Below are 13,875 nucleotides of genomic sequence, written 5' to 3'. Positions count from 1 at the left end.
AGCGCCGCTCAAACGATCCTATCGTGCCGCATCAAGGTTTGCCGAGAAAATCCCGGAAACAAGGCGGAAAAGCGATGACATCCTCACGCACCATCTCCGCCAACGGGATCGAGATATTCCTGCTCGAGCAAGGCGAAGGCCCACTCGTGCTGCTTTGCCACGGCTGGCCGGAATTGTCCTATTCCTGGCGGCATCAGATCCCGGCGATTGCGGCTGCGGGATACCATGTGGTTGCCCCGGATATGCGGGGCTTTGGCCAAACCAGCGCGCCGTCCGATATCGGTGCATACACTGTCTTCGATCATGTCGGGGATATGGTCGCTCTCGTTGCCGCGCTTGACGAAAAGCAGGCCGTCATCATCGGCCACGACTGGGGAGCACCGGTCGCCTGGCATGCCGCGATGTTTCGTCCCGATATCTTCGTTGCTGTCGCAGGGTTGAGCGTCCCCCCACCGTCGCGAGGGCGTGGCCGCCCGCTCGATACCCTGCGTGAAAGCGGAATCACCAACTTCTATTGGCAGTATTTCCAGACCCCTGGTGTCGCCGAGCGCGAGTTCGAGCGCGATATCGCGCTGACGATGCGAACGCTGCTGGGGCGTGGATTTTCCGATCCAGCGGCTTCGTTGTTCGTCGAGGAGGGTAAGGGATTTCTTGGCGATGCCAGATTTGATCGGCCGCTTCCAAGGTGGCTCAACGAAGCCGACCTCGCCTATTTTACGGCGGCCTATCAGAAGTCCGGCTTCCGCGGCGGTCTCAACTGGTACCGCAACATCGACCGCAACTGGGAACTGACCGCGCCATGGCAAGGCGCCCAAATCGTTCAGCCGTCACTGTTCATCGCGGGATCAAAGGATGCCGTCATCACCGGCCTGATCGGCGCCAAGCGCCTCGCGGACATGGAGCGGGTGGTGCCCAACCTGAAACGAAAGCTGATCGTCGACGGGGCCGGCCACTGGATCCAGCAGCAACGCGCCGACGAGGTCAACGCGGCCTTGATCGCCTTTCTGGAGGAGAATGCCGGTTCGGCCAGCGCTCAATAGAGCCCGCGGCCGGCAAGTATCTCGCTCGGTCCGCGCGAATCAGTCGGCGCATAGGCGGCGACCGACCTGACATCCGGCGCATAACGCTCATCGTTTTCGTAGGATACCTCGCGCGGATTATCGAGGGCGCGGCCGCTGGAACGCCTGCGGGCAGAGGCGGACATTTCGGATGTCGCGTTGATCGAGGCCTGGTCCGCCGGCGTACTGCCCAGGCTGTAAGGGCGGCCTTCCGGCATCGGGACCTCGCCGCGGATCGCGCGGCCAGAGGATAGCGCTTCCGGCACGAACGAACGGGCGGAAGCAACCCGGACCAGAGACGGCGATGGCGCCGGCGCGCCAGTGCGCAAGGTCGCTATCAAGAGACGGTCATCAGAGCCTTCGAGCGGCGCACGGCCGACATATTCCACCCGAACGTGCGCGACGCCATTGCCTTTGAATTCAAGCAGTTCGGCAGCCTTGTTCGAGACGTCGATCAGGCGATTACCGTGATATGGCCCGCGGTCATTGACCCGCACAATCAGCGATTTGCCATTGCCGAGATTGGTCACGCGTGCGTAGCACGGCATCGGGAGGGTCGGATGCGCGGCCGTGAGCGCGCCCATATCAAATACTTCGCCATTGGCGGTCAGCCGGCCATGGAAGTCGTCGCCGTACCAGGACGCCAAGCCTTCTTCGCGGTAGTTGACGTCCTCCTCAGGCACGTAAACGCGGCCGGCAACGGTGTAGGGCTTGCCGACTCGGTAGGTGCCCCCGCCCTTGGGCACGGGGTCGCCGAAGGCGACCACCCGGGGGCTAGATGAAACGCCGTATTGGGGGTCGAGCCGGCTGGCAAACTTGTTCGAGGAAGCGCAGTTGGCGACGAGGAGACAGGCCGCGACGGCTGCAGTACCGCGCGCCGCACGGACCATCCGATCTGACGTTCGAATCCCCATTTGCCCCAATTACCATTCCACCGACCGCACGCCTACTTAAAGCGACGGCCGGTTACGCGCCCCTTGTGCAGCCCACATCCGCACCAATCGGCAAACATATCGCAGCCGGAACACGGCGGAAATGGGGAGACGCGCCCATCAGAGAGGAGTCAACGCGCGTTGGTAAATGAATAGTTCCTTCCGCGCACCGTAAGGCCGTCCGGTTATGGGCCAGCATACGGGCTTTTCCGAGGAATCTGTTGCATCAAATCATCACTCCGGTCCGATCTTCGTTTTCGGTGAGAAATCCTTTTGACTGTGTAAGGGGGCGTGGCGTTCTCTCCTCGCGCAGGGGCCGCAAAGGACGTTCGCGATGATTGAGACAGTTACAGCGGTTATGGGTTTGGTCAGCGCCGCTATTTTCGCTGCCCACGCATTGGAAGGGTTTCGCTCGAGGGCCTGAGTCCTGGGCGCACGAATACGTATCACCTCTTTCAGGTGAAGCCGATTCCGAAAGATTTAATAAATTCGGATGAGCATCAATCGAGAATGGCAGGTGTACCATGCGCAATCACGATTTAGTCTCCGATGGCTTTCTCGCCCTGACGGCAGCCGGTCTTGTGCTGCTATCGTCCAGCTTGCTCGCCTTCGCATTCATCTAGTCGGCGCAACACGCGCGGCTGAATTCAGCTATCCCCTTCGCTCGGATTTGTAGAGCGCAGGCGGCATCAAAAGACCTCACGCGGCTTAGGTGCGACCTTTTGGGTTTTCTTGCCGTGCTGGGGCGGACCTATCCAGGATCGTCCGCCGAGGTCATCGCTCCGCAGTGGCATTTGAATATGCGGAGCGTGCGGCCGTCCTTCGGATTCATCATCCTGACGATAAGTTCGGTCTTCGCGCCGCAACGCCGGCAGGGGACGGCATCCACCCGCCGCTCAGCCACTTTCGCACCCGAAAGAGTCATGAGGTCGCCCCATTAGTGAACGCCCCTACTCTGCCCGCGAAAGGTAAAGTTTGTCCCAAACGCAAAGGGCGCGAGAATCGAAACCCGGATAATTGGCGGCTTCGCAAACAAAGCGTTCTTGATGGATAAAGCCCCTGTCGGGTTCAAATTGAGCCCACGTTCACATTATGTTCGGTTGGGGGCGTGAGCTAAGCGGTACGGCCGGAGTTCGGCAGCAATTCCGTAGCAGCGATAGCAAACTCTTAAGGTCTGAAACGCATGCTGCTCCTATTTGGGCGCATTCTCATGATCGACCAAAAAGTGAAAATCAAATGCTCGAAGTGCTCGCAGGTTTTTCGTGAGCACGCGAAGCGTATTCGCGATGGATTCCAGACGAACTGCCAGCATTGCAATCGGCTCATTATGTTCGATGCCACTTCGGAAGATAGAAACATCCGTCGCGCGCTCATGAGCGCCAGAGACGTGAGAACTGCCCTCGAAACCCAGCCGAAGGTTACGGCAGACCCAAAGGCATGAGCCGCCGACCCATCGGCGCGAGCGCCCAAGCCGCGAACGCGTCGTGCGTTTGATCGGTCATGCCCCAATGAGAGCCGGCGCACGCCGGCGCCGCGACGCACAGCGGGCCGCCGCTAAGTTGCCCGAATCGGGACTGCATTTCTCATCTCGCTAGGTGCGGCGGCGCTGAGCATGTGACCCTTGACTTCACCGCCTCATCCGAGTCTGCCCCACAGCCAATGGATGAGGCGGTTTTTTAAATTCACGCCGCTCGGTTCGGGCTCGAACTGCCCGACGACGATAGGCTCAATGCCTCGCAGATTTGGGAGAGACCGGCAGCGCTAACGCGGTTCGACCGGATCGGTACTTCGGAACTTGCTGGGTAAGCGCGCCTGGCCGCGATGATGTCGTACAATCTCCGACAGAGCGCGGCAACGAAACACCCGTCTTGACCCTCACCGAACAAGGTTGTGAGCACCCTGGAGCGATTGGCTGACCTCGGAGTACGGTTAGAGGCCGCTGGTCAGTAAGGTTGACTAGTTAGGTTAAATCGCGATCGAAGTTGCGCGGCGAGCACTCATGAAGCATCGTTTCCATGCTCAAGATTTTTGTAAAGCTTTTGCTTGTTTCAATCGTAATTGCCGTTTTCGTGTTGCCCGGCGAGAGCCTGGGCAGCGTTTGTCCTGATTGGTTATTGATTCCGCGCGGCGGTGCTGCCCGTCCCCGATAAGCGTCCGCGCATGTTGTGGGGGATTAGATGAACGAACTACCGAACCCATTCGAATTTGATTCCGCGGCGGTCGAACCGCCCGTCATTGAACCGGCCTCTGCAGCTTCGCCCTTGGTCCCGCTCGATCCGGTGACCGAGCCGTTCCCGCGTGGTTTCGATCCGGAGCGGTTTCTAGCCGAGATCGGGTTGCCGGCATTCCTGCGCAAGCCGCAGCCGGTTTCCATGAGCGACGTCGATCTGACGCAGATCATTGAAACGCTGTCACACCATCTGTAGGTCCCACTGACCGCATTCTCTGCGATGAGCACCTTTTTTACTGCTCCCCGGATCCACCCGCTTGTAGGGCATAATCTCGCGCGCCAGCGTGAGCTGATCACGTGCACCGGTGGCCCATAACGACGCGTGTGGCACGATCGGCATTTTAGCGCGGTCTCCAGCTTCCAGATCGGCGTATCCCGCGGGCCGGCGGATCGCATCCAGCGGCAAGCTCACGCGCCTCTCGCATCGATTGCACTCGACTTCGAGCCGGCCGAACTCACACGTCGCTTTGCCGGAACACCTCAGGGAGTGCTGTCGGTTTCAATTCTGCGTTTGATGGTTTCGCAGGTTTTGCGAACGTCCTCGGTCAACAACGCACAATCCTCAATGCGCTTGAAAATCTTTTTGGCTTCTTCACGATACGCCGTTGCGGTATCGCGCATGAATGCAATTGCAGTATGCACTTCGGCGGTCATCGCCTCGCATTTCTTAGCCGCGCTGATCAACTCGGCTCCCATCGCTTCGATTTCCTTGGCCGCGGACTCATAGTCGCGCACCACGGCTTCGGCACTGAGCGCACCCACACGGGAAACACCGTCTCGATGCTCGACATAGTCAGGCATTGGCTCGGATTGAACCGATGGCGCCCCCCTGATCGACGGTAACGACGTGCTCGCCGGCAGAGCCGCTGCGACATCCGCTTCAAGCTTAGCAAAATCTAATGATGTGTTTCTATGAACTTGTTCGATGCTAGTCATAGGTCAATCCTTCTAATACAAAGTGGAACAACCCAGAGCTCGCATAGTAACAAAACATAACGATCTGTCACTTTACTATCTTCTTGATCAGGCGTTGCTAATTTGGCACAACATCGGTAGATTTGAGGCCTTTTTTTGTCTTGAGCTTTCGCCGGCGGATCGCTGCGGGGCGAATTGTGAACACGTGCGTTTCACCGCTCGCCACCCTGCGATCGAAGCCAGCCGTGGTCATCTAGCCCTGGTAGGCCTTGCTCCTGCTTCGAGTGGATCACCCCTAGTGTCGTGTTCGGGGTGGGACAGAGCGTCGGGCCATGACGAACCGTTGACCCATCCACCGCTAAAATTTCTTTGGGTCCAAATTGGCCCCACGTTCACATTGCGTTCGGTCGGAGCGTCAGCTAAGCGACAGAACTGTTGAGCTGGAAGGGTGGCCGAGTGGTTTAAGGCACCGGTCTTGAAAACCGGCGTGCCTGCAAGGGTACCGTGGGTTCGAATCCCACCCCTTCCGCCATTACAGTGTTCTCCCTTGTTCGCCACTGTTCGGAATCCACAACAATTGCAGTGCTTTGCTCCGGATCGCTGTACTTATCTGTTCTCCGGCGTTCTCCCTAATCAAAGCCCTGACCGTGGTTTTTGACCGTGAGTTCGGTGGACGGCTTTGATCGGAGAAACACCTGGCTGGAAAGCTCAAACCAAGTCGCTCGTCAGATCGCGCCCAGCAAATATCCTGACGGCGACGGGCTCTCCCTCATCGTCGCGGGCCGGACCTCGCGTAACTGGTCGTACCGGTACTGGATCAATGGCAAGGAACGCTGGCACGGCCTGGGTCGCTGAAGGATGCGCGGATCAAGCGCGATGACGCCCGATTCCGGGCGAACGGATGAAAATGGATCAGGACCATCATGTCCCGCTCACGGATCCAGCACTGGCTATTCTCGAAAAGATGCGTGACGGCAGCCAGCGCGAATTGATTTTCCCGAACCCCGAAGGCGGAATGTTTTCGGAAAACGCCATGCTCGCCGTCCTCGATCGCATGGGTTATGGCCACGTTACGGTGCACGGCTTCCGGTCGACCTTCGCCACCTGGGCCGAGGAATGCACGGACTATCCCGATGGCGTGCGAGAGGCGGCGCTTGCGCACAAGTACAAGAGCGAGACCACGGCGGCCTACCAGCGCGGCCAGAGGCTGGAAAAGCGTCACGCGCTGATGCGCGATTGGGCGAATTATCTGCTGGCCTCGAACGTGGTTCCGATGCGCACGGTCGGCTGACAGCCTCTCCTGACTCCAAGAAGGTCGCTGGTGAGGATTTGGTTTTCGGGCTATCTGGTGCCGGGCGGTCCGGGCAACGCACGTGGCGATTCCGCGTTGCCCGCGGTAAGGCATATGGAGCCGAGATGAAGACGTTTGGCCGCTTTCTACTTGTCGGAACCATGCTGCTCGCCCGCTGCGCCTGGGCTACCGAACCTTCCCCGGTCGCATTTGCGAAGAGCGTGGTTTCCGAGCGGGGCTCTCAAACCTTTGCGACTGTGAGCTATCCGGACAAAAGCTTGATCGTCGAGTTCCGGCTCGAGCCTTACTCAGCCGGCAAAGCAACCGCGGTCCGGGCTTTTGGTGAGATAACAAAAAAAATCGCACAAGGCGCGTTCAGCAAATTCCCGAAGATCAAGAGCGTCCAGCTAATTGGCAACCTCGCGCTGCGCGATAAGCACGGAAACGATACTGTTGACCGCGCCGTTATGGTAAAGTTTTCAAAAGTGAACGCGGCGACTATCAAGTGGGAAGACGTCGACCCCGCCAACGTCGTCGAGATCGCCGATAAGCATTGGATCTTGCCCGAGCTGAGCGCCGACAAGAAATAATTCACAGATTTCAGCGGTGCATCCGAGCGATTTAGAACCGCAGATGTGCGGGTCGCGGCCATCCGGTAGCCCATCCCTGAGTCTAGGAAGGCCGCTGGTGAGTCCGGAATTGGGGGCTGCCTTGGCCGTCCGATAGCAGCCAGCGAATCCTGGGCTACCGCGAGGCGAACCAACCAAGGCTTATGCCTAAGGCAGCGGCGCCGGCGGCGACATCGATAAGCGCGGCATTGCGTGGTCCTGAGAGTAACCCCGCCGCTTGTCCGAACCAGAAAAGCCCGAGGGCAAGAAATAGCGGGCCAACGGCCAAGAGGACGATCTTCATTGGAGCCTGCCTTGATCGCGCCGTGGACGGCGCTTCTCAAAAAGAACCCGCCATTGGCGACGGGTCCCAGTCAGGGAGGAAACGCCGACAGAGTAAGTCGATTCCCGGCTTGGCTATGTGCCCCGATGGACACACGGAGAGGGAAACTCTTCGGGCCGCCCGCGGTGAGACAGCCGGCCTCCGCGAATTACATCTCTAATGTTGGGAGTCGTCTCCTTGGAGTAGGTTGGCGATAGCCAAGCGTGCATCTTGCATCGCTTCGGTTCAGGCCCGGTGCGTGCTTACGGAACGTTGCCGGGCCGCTGGGGTGTGAGCTGTCGCGCTTTCTGGCCGATGGGCGCCAGCGAACGAGCTTCGCCCCGCGCGAACCGGCTTTGCCATCTAAGGCTTCACGGGTTGAGTGGGCGCTGCGTGAGTTTTCGCTTTCCTGGCCACCCCCTGGCGATCACGCGCGGCGTTCAGTTCTTTCTTGAGTTTCGACTGTTCGTCGGCCGTCATCGCAGGTTTCTCGGGCCACGGCGGCACGTCTTCCACGGCCGGATAACCCTTCGTTTTCGCACGCCCCGGCTCCTCAGCGCGCACACCCATTGGTTCAAGCGAGACCGCGGACAGCAGTATCGCTGACACAGCCAAAGCTGTGAATATTCCACCGTTCGGCATCACCACGACATCAGTTTCAAAAAGCGTTCAGGCGGCTGAGCACGATCGGCAACGCGACGACGGCTAAGAAGGTGATCACAACAAAGGCGATCGCCACTCCGTCAAGCGGTTTCTTTTCGAGGTGGACACGCATCGAACACCCCTCCTCTTTGCGGAAGCTGCAAAACAAATAAACTCTAACTGCCACCATTCCAACAGCGCGACAGCAATGCACGAAGCACAGCAGCACTGTTAGGTGCGCTGCAGCGGCAGATGGGTCCGCTTGCAGGCCTAATTGATTTTCGCAGTGGCCTAATTTGAATTGTGTTCACTTTGGAACGGACAGGCGGTCGGCGGCATATTAGGAAATCGGCGGTGCCCATAACCCTACGGTTTAGGAATCCGTAAGCACGAGGTTTTCGCCATGCGTCGCCGATCTGTTTCCCACACATTTGATGATCATATTGCAGCCGAGAAGGCCCGCCTAGAAGCGCAAGCAGCCGATTTCCCACCAGGTCCAAAGAAGGACGAACTACTCAGGAAGATCAGGCAGCTAGAAACCGCTTCTCACATGAATGAGTGGCTTTCATCGCCGGGCTTGCAGTCCCCAACCTAAACGACAAGGCCGGCTCACTGGGAACGAACCGTGGCCAGCGCCAGTTGAGCGGGCTGCGCTCGTTCTGACGCCGATCGTAGTCCAGCGCGGCCTCGCGAACGCCCAGAACTGCTATGCGAAAACAGACACGAATGCAGATCGTCGCGATTATCGCTTCCAACCTCTCGCATATGCGAGCGTCAATAACGCCGCAATTCACTGTACCTGATAAGGTCGTCGGCCGCGCGGCTGCCATCCGTACGCAAATCGAGGGTTCGGCGCGCAATACGCAAGTCTCCCGGAGGCCTCCGCCGAGCACTGCCGGTAGCTTGTGAACTGACACAGCCCCGGGAGGCCGTAGTCCCCGCCTTGTATGCAGTAGGGATAATCATAGGGATCAGTTGGTTGAGCGGATGCCGGTAGCGCTGTGAACACAAGGGCTGGAAATGCTACGGCTCCAATGATCTTGCGCATTTCAATTTCTCCTCTTGATTCCCAAATCCGTTTAGAATCGAGGCATCTCGTTTGCCGCCTTTTTCCTCTCTAAGCGAAGGGTTCGCAGTTCGGCCATTAGTTAGTTTGATAATCTGAGACAGCTTCTTGAACGAATGGGCCGCTGTGGATTGCACACTACTCCTGTCCGGCGATTGAAGGCCAGCGGTTTGGACGTGATTTACCCCAGGGCAGCCGCGAAAGCGGTGCCCTGTCCGTCCCCCTTCGGAGAAGCGTCCCTAACTGGTAGACGGTGAATCGCTTTGGTGAGTGGCAGAAAGTCATGAATCATTTTAACGAAATTGGCGGAGTATGGATCCGTCGCGTCGGCCGCGAACCCAAAATTCAGATTGGTTGGCCCGCGTCTGCCTTGGTACGCATTACGGACTCAAGCCTGACATCGCAGCAGGTTAGAAAAGTGCCATGAAGAGACTCATGCACTGGAGCAATCAGCATCTTTATTCGATCAGTTCGTCGATGCGCGAACGACGGCGCGGCGATGCCGAGCCTTTACGGTCTTGAGGGATCCCGCTTCGTCAACGACGGCGACGCCGCTAACCTGAAAACAAAAAGACCGCCCGAAGGCGGTCTTTGGTGTACGTTCCGGTAGCTGATCTGCATTAAGAGACGTCCCTTCCTTAGGGTCGAATGCCGTTCTTTTGCGCGCAAGCGCGGTAGGCAGAATAACCCAAAGCGTTACGTTCAGCAGTGTTCCCGGCAGCCGCGCCAACCCCGGCACTCGCGGCAGCTTCGTTCGCCTGCCTGAAACATTCAGCACGTATCGCATTAACGTCTCTCTTCTGTGCCTTCTGTGCTTCCGCTGGCATCGCGAGACCAAAAAGCGGAATAAACAAAGCGAGGCCGAATAGGAATTTAGCATTCAACATTGTTACCTCCCTTTTTTCGCTGTTAGATCGCAGCGCAACATTGATCCTGCGCAGCAGTACTCTAAGACAGCTTCCATTGGCGTTCCATTCCCTTCGAGGCAAAAAAGAGAGCCTGACGTCCGAAATGGGGGTCACGTGTGGACGGCGCTCTAGATATTCGCCCGGCGTGCGCATTGCGATTCGTAGATGTCCGGTTTTCTACCCACGCCCCTGTCCTCCGTGCCTCGCTCGGTTTTCACGCCCAAATTCACCGCGGCAATAGGGCACGGTCTGCCGCCGCTCCGTCAGCCTGATCAGCCTTTTGGCCCTGTGGCGTTATCCAACCAACTGCGGGTTTGTTCGTCGGTCCAACCAGGAACCGCGTAGCCCTTTGGCACGGTAACACGTTGGACTGGTCGCGGATGGCTCTCGGGCGGCCTGAAACGCCGCGCAGTGGCGGCGTTGGCAAAAGCGCACAAAGTGATCAATAGGCCAAAGGCCAAAACGGATCGCATCTCGTTTGCTCCATTAGTCAGATGACGTGCGCGTTGATGTCCCCTGATCGCTAGCGGCAGATTTGCAATGACCCGACTGCATGACCCGCCTCCTCAACTTATCAACGTCCACGATCGGCAGCGGGCCGATAATGTTCGCATAAATGGGATTCCTTCAGGCGGTCAACCGGAAGGTCGAGCGGGCTTTCAATCCCGATCGCAAAGACCACAGCTGAGACAGCCACAAGCTGAAACGAGATCAGTGACCACTTCTGGCCCGCAATGATGCCCAGCGCGCCTGCGCGGCGGCGTCCCAGGTGCGCACGGCTATTGCGGGTCTTGGTTCTCCGACGGGAGCAAACGCGTGCGCACTAGATATTCGAGCCCGCGGGACCAGGACTCGTCAGTGTTGCCGCGTATGTCCACGCTCATGGCGACCAAGGGCTCTTTCGTTGCCACGACTCGGGCATACAGATTGATGTTAAGGATCAGGTTCGAAACTTTCTGCACGGTGCCAGTTATCGAAATCTCGGCGCCAAGTTTTTGCGCGAAATCGGCGTCGCAGCCACCACATGCCTGAAGGCTCGCCTGGTGTGCCTCAGCCCGCACCGGAGCAATGTCGATGACTTCAAGCTTGCCAGAGCTTGTCACGAGCGTGCGCAATTGCTCACCGAGCCGCGCCAAGCGGGCCGTTTCATCGGCCCGTGGGCCGTTCGTCGCCCCTTCAAGGCTCGTGTCAATCAATTCGAAATCGAAGATGGCAACTCGCAGGCTGCGCGCCTGCACAGATGGCAGCACTGCTAAGAGTGCACAAAAGCCAAATAGCCCAATGAGTATGCGTGCCATGCGAGCATCGTAGCCGCTGCGCTTGCGAGCGCAAACCGCCACGTCGAGCGGGGATCACTACCGGGCACGCCGGAAGCCGACGAAGCAAAGGAAGACAGTTTTTACATCGTCACTGAGCGAACTTGACGCCTAACACCTTGCCATGCCGCCAAATAACTTCGCAACTTCGCGGTTGATCTCCCTGAAAAAAACTAAGTTGAAATTGATCCGGTACGGCAGCGGGCGTCGGCGTAACAATTTTCGCGCCTCCTTTTGAGACGTCGAGAACCTGGCACTCACTGTTCAGCCGACCTTGCACCGTGATCCATGCCGATAAACGGCGGATCCGCCGAACCTCTCGCTTGGAGTGTTTCGTCGGTTTCGACATGAAGCGAATCATGGGCCGGCTATGATTAAGAAAACCTGAGTTTTTTTAGGGTTCCCCGAAAAACCTGTCGACGGGGTCGATCCGCCTCGCCGCAAGCGCGGAGCGCGCTTTCTGCAGGCCGGAACACCTGCCCGCGCGGCAGGTTTAGATATCGATCAGGGCAATGCCCAGATCAGGCCGTTTCTTCCGGCGCAGATGCGCCATCGATTCCGTGATCGTGACTTCGAGCGTGGGCCGCACGGAACCAGACAGAAAGTGACCGCCCCGCACCGAGCCGTCTTGCAGGCCGAGCACAGCGTGAAGGTGGAGACTGGCCTTGCCGTCGTCGCCCTGCGCTACGTCCCCTATGAGGCTAAGGACCTCGCATTGCTCACCGACCGCAATCGGCCTGTAGTTTTTGGCGGCGAGATCGAACCATCCGACCTTAGCTTCGGCAAAGGCACCCACCGCCGATACCGAGGCGCCGCTGACGTTTTCTTTGTTGGCGAAGTCGATGATGGCTTTGAACGCCTCCTCTCCCTGATCGAGGATCAGAACAAAGGTCCGCTGCTCGCCTCTCGCGACGGATTTCGATTTCATCGCAAACTCCTGAAAAGCCAAGGTCGATATGGCGCGGCGGTCTAACGCTGCCGTGGTGACATCAAGCGGCGAACGATTGGCCCCCCGCGCGCATGTGAGCCGGGCCCGATCCGAAGCGTATTCAGGCGATGGGCACGCCGTAATAATCATCGAGCGCGCGGTTACGCGTTACATCGCCCCAGTTCCAATCGGCATCGTTGCCGTATTTCGGTGCGGCGCGAAGTTGCTTCTCGGTCACGCCGGTAACGTATCCGCCGAGGCGGGTGTCATACTTCAGCGATTGCCACGGCAGCGGATAGTGGTCGTTTCCCAAACCCAAAAAGCCGCCGAAGCCCAGCACAGCGTAGGACACCCTTCCGCTGACCTTGTCGATCATCACGCGTTCGATCGAGCCGATCTTGCTGTCATCAGATCCGTAAACCGCGGTGCCCTCAACCTTGTCGCTTCCGATCAAGCTTCCGGTCTCGTTTTCATTCATCGTCATCGGGTTCTCCATTTAGACGATCAGATCGTGCAACAGGCGCCAAGGGCAATAGTTCCTCGCGCTCTTGCTCGACGTCGGCCGTTTTATTCGAGCGCGACCGGTGCGGGCGGAAACGATCGGCTACTTCGGATGTTGACGTGCCGCGACGAATGGAGAATCGAGTGCCGCGGCAATCTCGCCGGTCCCGGCCTCGCTTAGTGGCGCAACGGCGAAAGGGAACCAGCCCATGGCTGCTCACGAACTCGGTGATCCGAGGGGCAAATATCCCAAGCCGCCTTACAAGAAGCAGTCGCAACCCTGGCCTGGTCTTGCGAGCAAAATGGACCCCCGACCCGATCATGGCGAACAGAGCTATCGCGGATCGGGTCGGCTGGCAGGACGAAAGGCGCTGATTACCGGCGGCGATTCCGGGATGGGCCGCGCAGCCGCGATTGCCTTCCCGCGTGAAGGCGCCGACGTCGCCATCAATTATTTTCCGACCGAAGAACCTGACGCCCAGGAAGTCATGGCGCTCATCAAGGCCGAGGGGCGGATCGGTCTGGCGATACCCGGCGACATTAGAAACGAGAAATTCTGCCGGGAGTTGGTCGAGCGCGCCGTCAAGGGATTGGGCGGTCTCGACATCGTCGTCAACAATGCCGGACGTCAGCAGTCGCGCGAATCCATTCTTGATGTCTCCTCGGAAGATTTCGACGCGACGATGAAGACCAACATCTATGCGCCGTTCTGGATCATCAAGGCGGCGCTGCCGCATCTGAAGCCCGGAGCCGCCATCATCGGCACGGCGTCGGAGCAGGCTTACGATCCCTCACCGGAGTTGTACGACTATGCGCAAACCAAGGCCGCGACCATGAATTACGTGAAGTCGCTCGCCAAGCAGTTGGGCCAAAGGGCACCTTTGACACCACGCGCGATGGCTTGCCGTTGATAGGGGCTGTCCCAGGCGTAAAGAACGTGTTTGCGGCATACGGCTATGGCGGCAACGGCATTACGTTCAGTTACCTCGCCGCCGAATTGATCGCGGCAAGGATTGCTGGCCACACTTCGCCACTGCTGGACGACTTTGCGCTGGATCGGGAGATCGGCTGAGAACGGGCCCTCCACTTTCCGGACTGCAGGATCATTTTCCGGGCTTGAGGAACTTGCAGCAGGGATCGCCGATCGAGCCCTCGCCG

16 protein-coding genes, 1 tRNA gene and 2 pseudogenes are annotated in these 13,875 nt (G+C 58.6%); 9 read left to right on the top strand and 10 right to left on the bottom strand.

Features of this window, described 5'->3' with window-relative positions:
• Window positions 1-74 precede the first annotated feature (74 nt).
• Window positions 75-1,040 (top strand): alpha/beta fold hydrolase, encoded by a 966-nt coding sequence (locus BLV09_RS06660; protein WP_146686706.1) that lies wholly within the window; start codon window positions 75-77, stop codon window positions 1,038-1,040.
• Here the strand turns inward: BLV09_RS06660 and BLV09_RS06655 are convergent.
• Window positions 1,034-1,972, bottom strand: coding sequence for a septal ring lytic transglycosylase RlpA family protein (locus BLV09_RS06655; protein WP_146686705.1), 939 nt, complete (start codon window positions 1,970-1,972; stop codon window positions 1,034-1,036). The two genes, BLV09_RS06660 and BLV09_RS06655, sit on opposite strands and share 7 nt — an antisense overlap.
• 2,033 nt (window positions 1,973-4,005) lie before the next feature.
• Between BLV09_RS06655 and BLV09_RS38445 the strand changes: the two genes are divergently transcribed.
• Entirely contained in the window at window positions 4,006-4,140 is a 135-nt protein-coding gene (locus BLV09_RS38445) for a hypothetical protein (protein ID WP_283806838.1), read from the top strand.
• A gap of 27 nt (window positions 4,141-4,167) precedes the next feature.
• The gene (locus tag BLV09_RS06650; protein WP_146686704.1) at window positions 4,168-4,416 is read left to right on the top strand and encodes a hypothetical protein; all 249 of its coding nucleotides are present in this window, start codon (window positions 4,168-4,170) and stop codon (window positions 4,414-4,416) included.
• On the opposite strand, the gene BLV09_RS06645 is transcribed toward BLV09_RS06650, so the two are convergent.
• Both BLV09_RS06645 and BLV09_RS06640 read right to left on the bottom strand, forming a co-directional pair.
• A complete protein-coding gene (locus BLV09_RS06645) occupies window positions 4,402-4,632 on the bottom strand; it encodes a hypothetical protein (protein ID WP_146686703.1) in 231 nt (76 codons plus the stop codon). The genes BLV09_RS06650 and BLV09_RS06645 overlap by 15 nt on opposite strands.
• Window positions 4,633-4,700: 68 nt before the next feature.
• The gene (locus tag BLV09_RS06640) at window positions 4,701-5,156 is read right to left on the bottom strand and encodes a hypothetical protein (protein ID WP_244548982.1); all 456 of its coding nucleotides are present in this window, start codon (window positions 5,154-5,156) and stop codon (window positions 4,701-4,703) included.
• A 421-nt stretch (window positions 5,157-5,577) separates the two neighbouring features.
• Between BLV09_RS06640 and BLV09_RS06635 the strand changes: the two genes are divergently transcribed.
• From BLV09_RS06635 to BLV09_RS06620, 4 genes are all read left to right on the top strand, one after another.
• Window positions 5,578-5,667 (top strand) — tRNA-Ser (locus BLV09_RS06635).
• Between the two features lie 128 nt (window positions 5,668-5,795).
• Window positions 5,796-5,990 (top strand): Arm DNA-binding domain-containing protein, encoded by a 195-nt coding sequence (locus BLV09_RS06630; RefSeq protein ID WP_146686702.1) that lies wholly within the window; start codon window positions 5,796-5,798, stop codon window positions 5,988-5,990.
• 46 nt (window positions 5,991-6,036) lie between these two features.
• Window positions 6,037-6,426 carry a tyrosine-type recombinase/integrase gene (locus BLV09_RS06625; RefSeq protein WP_244548981.1) on the top strand — a complete coding sequence of 130 codons (390 nt, stop codon included), beginning with the start codon at window positions 6,037-6,039 and terminating at the stop codon, window positions 6,424-6,426.
• 125 nt (window positions 6,427-6,551) lie between these two features.
• Complete coding sequence (locus BLV09_RS06620; protein ID WP_100381827.1) at window positions 6,552-7,016, top strand: hypothetical protein; 465 nt, start codon at window positions 6,552-6,554, stop codon at window positions 7,014-7,016.
• Between the two features lie 154 nt (window positions 7,017-7,170).
• On the opposite strand, the gene BLV09_RS37030 is transcribed toward BLV09_RS06620, so the two are convergent.
• From BLV09_RS37030 to BLV09_RS06580, 7 genes are all read right to left on the bottom strand, one after another.
• Complete coding sequence (locus BLV09_RS37030; RefSeq protein ID WP_167558640.1) at window positions 7,171-7,338, bottom strand: hypothetical protein; 168 nt, start codon at window positions 7,336-7,338, stop codon at window positions 7,171-7,173.
• Between the two features lie 1,450 nt (window positions 7,339-8,788).
• On the bottom strand, window positions 8,789-9,046 hold the full coding sequence (locus tag BLV09_RS06610) for a DUF3551 domain-containing protein (RefSeq protein WP_100381830.1): 258 nt from the start codon (window positions 9,044-9,046) through the stop codon (window positions 8,789-8,791).
• A gap of 656 nt (window positions 9,047-9,702) precedes the next feature.
• Window positions 9,703-9,951: a hypothetical protein gene (locus BLV09_RS06605; protein ID WP_100381831.1), complete on the bottom strand. Its 249-nt coding sequence runs from the start codon at window positions 9,949-9,951 to the stop codon at window positions 9,703-9,705.
• Window positions 9,952-10,751: 800 nt separating this feature from the next.
• Window positions 10,752-11,270: a DUF3280 domain-containing protein gene (locus tag BLV09_RS06595; RefSeq protein ID WP_146686700.1), complete on the bottom strand. Its 519-nt coding sequence runs from the start codon at window positions 11,268-11,270 to the stop codon at window positions 10,752-10,754.
• 109 nt (window positions 11,271-11,379) lie between these two features.
• Entirely contained in the window at window positions 11,380-11,637 is a 258-nt protein-coding gene (locus tag BLV09_RS38730; protein ID WP_157809912.1) for a PilZ domain-containing protein, read from the bottom strand.
• Between the two features lie 144 nt (window positions 11,638-11,781).
• Window positions 11,782-12,216 (bottom strand): PPC domain-containing DNA-binding protein, encoded by a 435-nt coding sequence (locus BLV09_RS06585; protein WP_146686699.1) that lies wholly within the window; start codon window positions 12,214-12,216, stop codon window positions 11,782-11,784.
• 121 nt (window positions 12,217-12,337) lie between these two features.
• The gene (locus BLV09_RS06580; protein WP_100381835.1) at window positions 12,338-12,700 is read right to left on the bottom strand and encodes a PRC-barrel domain-containing protein; all 363 of its coding nucleotides are present in this window, start codon (window positions 12,698-12,700) and stop codon (window positions 12,338-12,340) included.
• A 226-nt stretch (window positions 12,701-12,926) separates the two neighbouring features.
• Between BLV09_RS06580 and BLV09_RS06575 the strand changes: the two are divergent.
• A pseudogene (locus tag BLV09_RS06575) lies at window positions 12,927-13,592 on the top strand (SDR family NAD(P)-dependent oxidoreductase); the annotation flags it as partial.
• Window positions 13,592-13,789, top strand: a pseudogene (locus BLV09_RS06570) (FAD-dependent oxidoreductase); the annotation flags it as partial. The pseudogenes BLV09_RS06575 and BLV09_RS06570, both read left to right, overlap by 1 nt.
• Window positions 13,790-13,875 lie beyond the last annotated feature (86 nt).

The sequence above is a fragment of the Bradyrhizobium canariense genome (genome assembly GCF_900105125.1).
Taxonomy (GTDB): domain Bacteria; phylum Pseudomonadota; class Alphaproteobacteria; order Rhizobiales; family Xanthobacteraceae; genus Bradyrhizobium; species Bradyrhizobium canariense_A.
Note: the sequence above shows the minus strand (reverse complement) of the source record. Positions and strands in the feature narration are given on the sequence as shown.

What these genes read in the sequence shown, in the direction of transcription:
- BLV09_RS06605 (WP_100381831.1), bottom strand. Translation starts at nt 9,951, where the DNA reads ATGTTGAATGCTAAATTCCTATTCGGCCTCGCTTTGTTTATTCCGCTT.
- BLV09_RS06625 (WP_244548981.1), top strand. Translation starts at nt 6,037, where the DNA reads ATGAAAATGGATCAGGACCATCATGTCCCGCTCACGGATCCAGCACTG.
- BLV09_RS06585 (WP_146686699.1), bottom strand. Translation starts at nt 12,216, where the DNA reads ATGAAATCGAAATCCGTCGCGAGAGGCGAGCAGCGGACCTTTGTTCTG.
- BLV09_RS06580 (WP_100381835.1), bottom strand. Translation starts at nt 12,700, where the DNA reads ATGACGATGAATGAAAACGAGACCGGAAGCTTGATCGGAAGCGACAAG.
- BLV09_RS38445 (WP_283806838.1), top strand. Translation starts at nt 4,006, where the DNA reads ATGCTCAAGATTTTTGTAAAGCTTTTGCTTGTTTCAATCGTAATTGCC.
- BLV09_RS06660 (WP_146686706.1), top strand. Translation starts at nt 75, where the DNA reads ATGACATCCTCACGCACCATCTCCGCCAACGGGATCGAGATATTCCTG.
- BLV09_RS06650 (WP_146686704.1), top strand. Translation starts at nt 4,168, where the DNA reads ATGAACGAACTACCGAACCCATTCGAATTTGATTCCGCGGCGGTCGAA.
- BLV09_RS06620 (WP_100381827.1), top strand. Translation starts at nt 6,552, where the DNA reads ATGAAGACGTTTGGCCGCTTTCTACTTGTCGGAACCATGCTGCTCGCC.
- BLV09_RS06610 (WP_100381830.1), bottom strand. Translation starts at nt 9,046, where the DNA reads ATGCGCAAGATCATTGGAGCCGTAGCATTTCCAGCCCTTGTGTTCACA.
- BLV09_RS06595 (WP_146686700.1), bottom strand. Translation starts at nt 11,270, where the DNA reads ATGGCACGCATACTCATTGGGCTATTTGGCTTTTGTGCACTCTTAGCA.
- BLV09_RS06640 (WP_244548982.1), bottom strand. Translation starts at nt 5,156, where the DNA reads ATGACTAGCATCGAACAAGTTCATAGAAACACATCATTAGATTTTGCT.
- BLV09_RS06655 (WP_146686705.1), bottom strand. Translation starts at nt 1,972, where the DNA reads ATGGGGATTCGAACGTCAGATCGGATGGTCCGTGCGGCGCGCGGTACT.
- BLV09_RS38730 (WP_157809912.1), bottom strand. Translation starts at nt 11,637, where the DNA reads ATGTCGAAACCGACGAAACACTCCAAGCGAGAGGTTCGGCGGATCCGC.
- BLV09_RS37030 (WP_167558640.1), bottom strand. Translation starts at nt 7,338, where the DNA reads ATGAAGATCGTCCTCTTGGCCGTTGGCCCGCTATTTCTTGCCCTCGGG.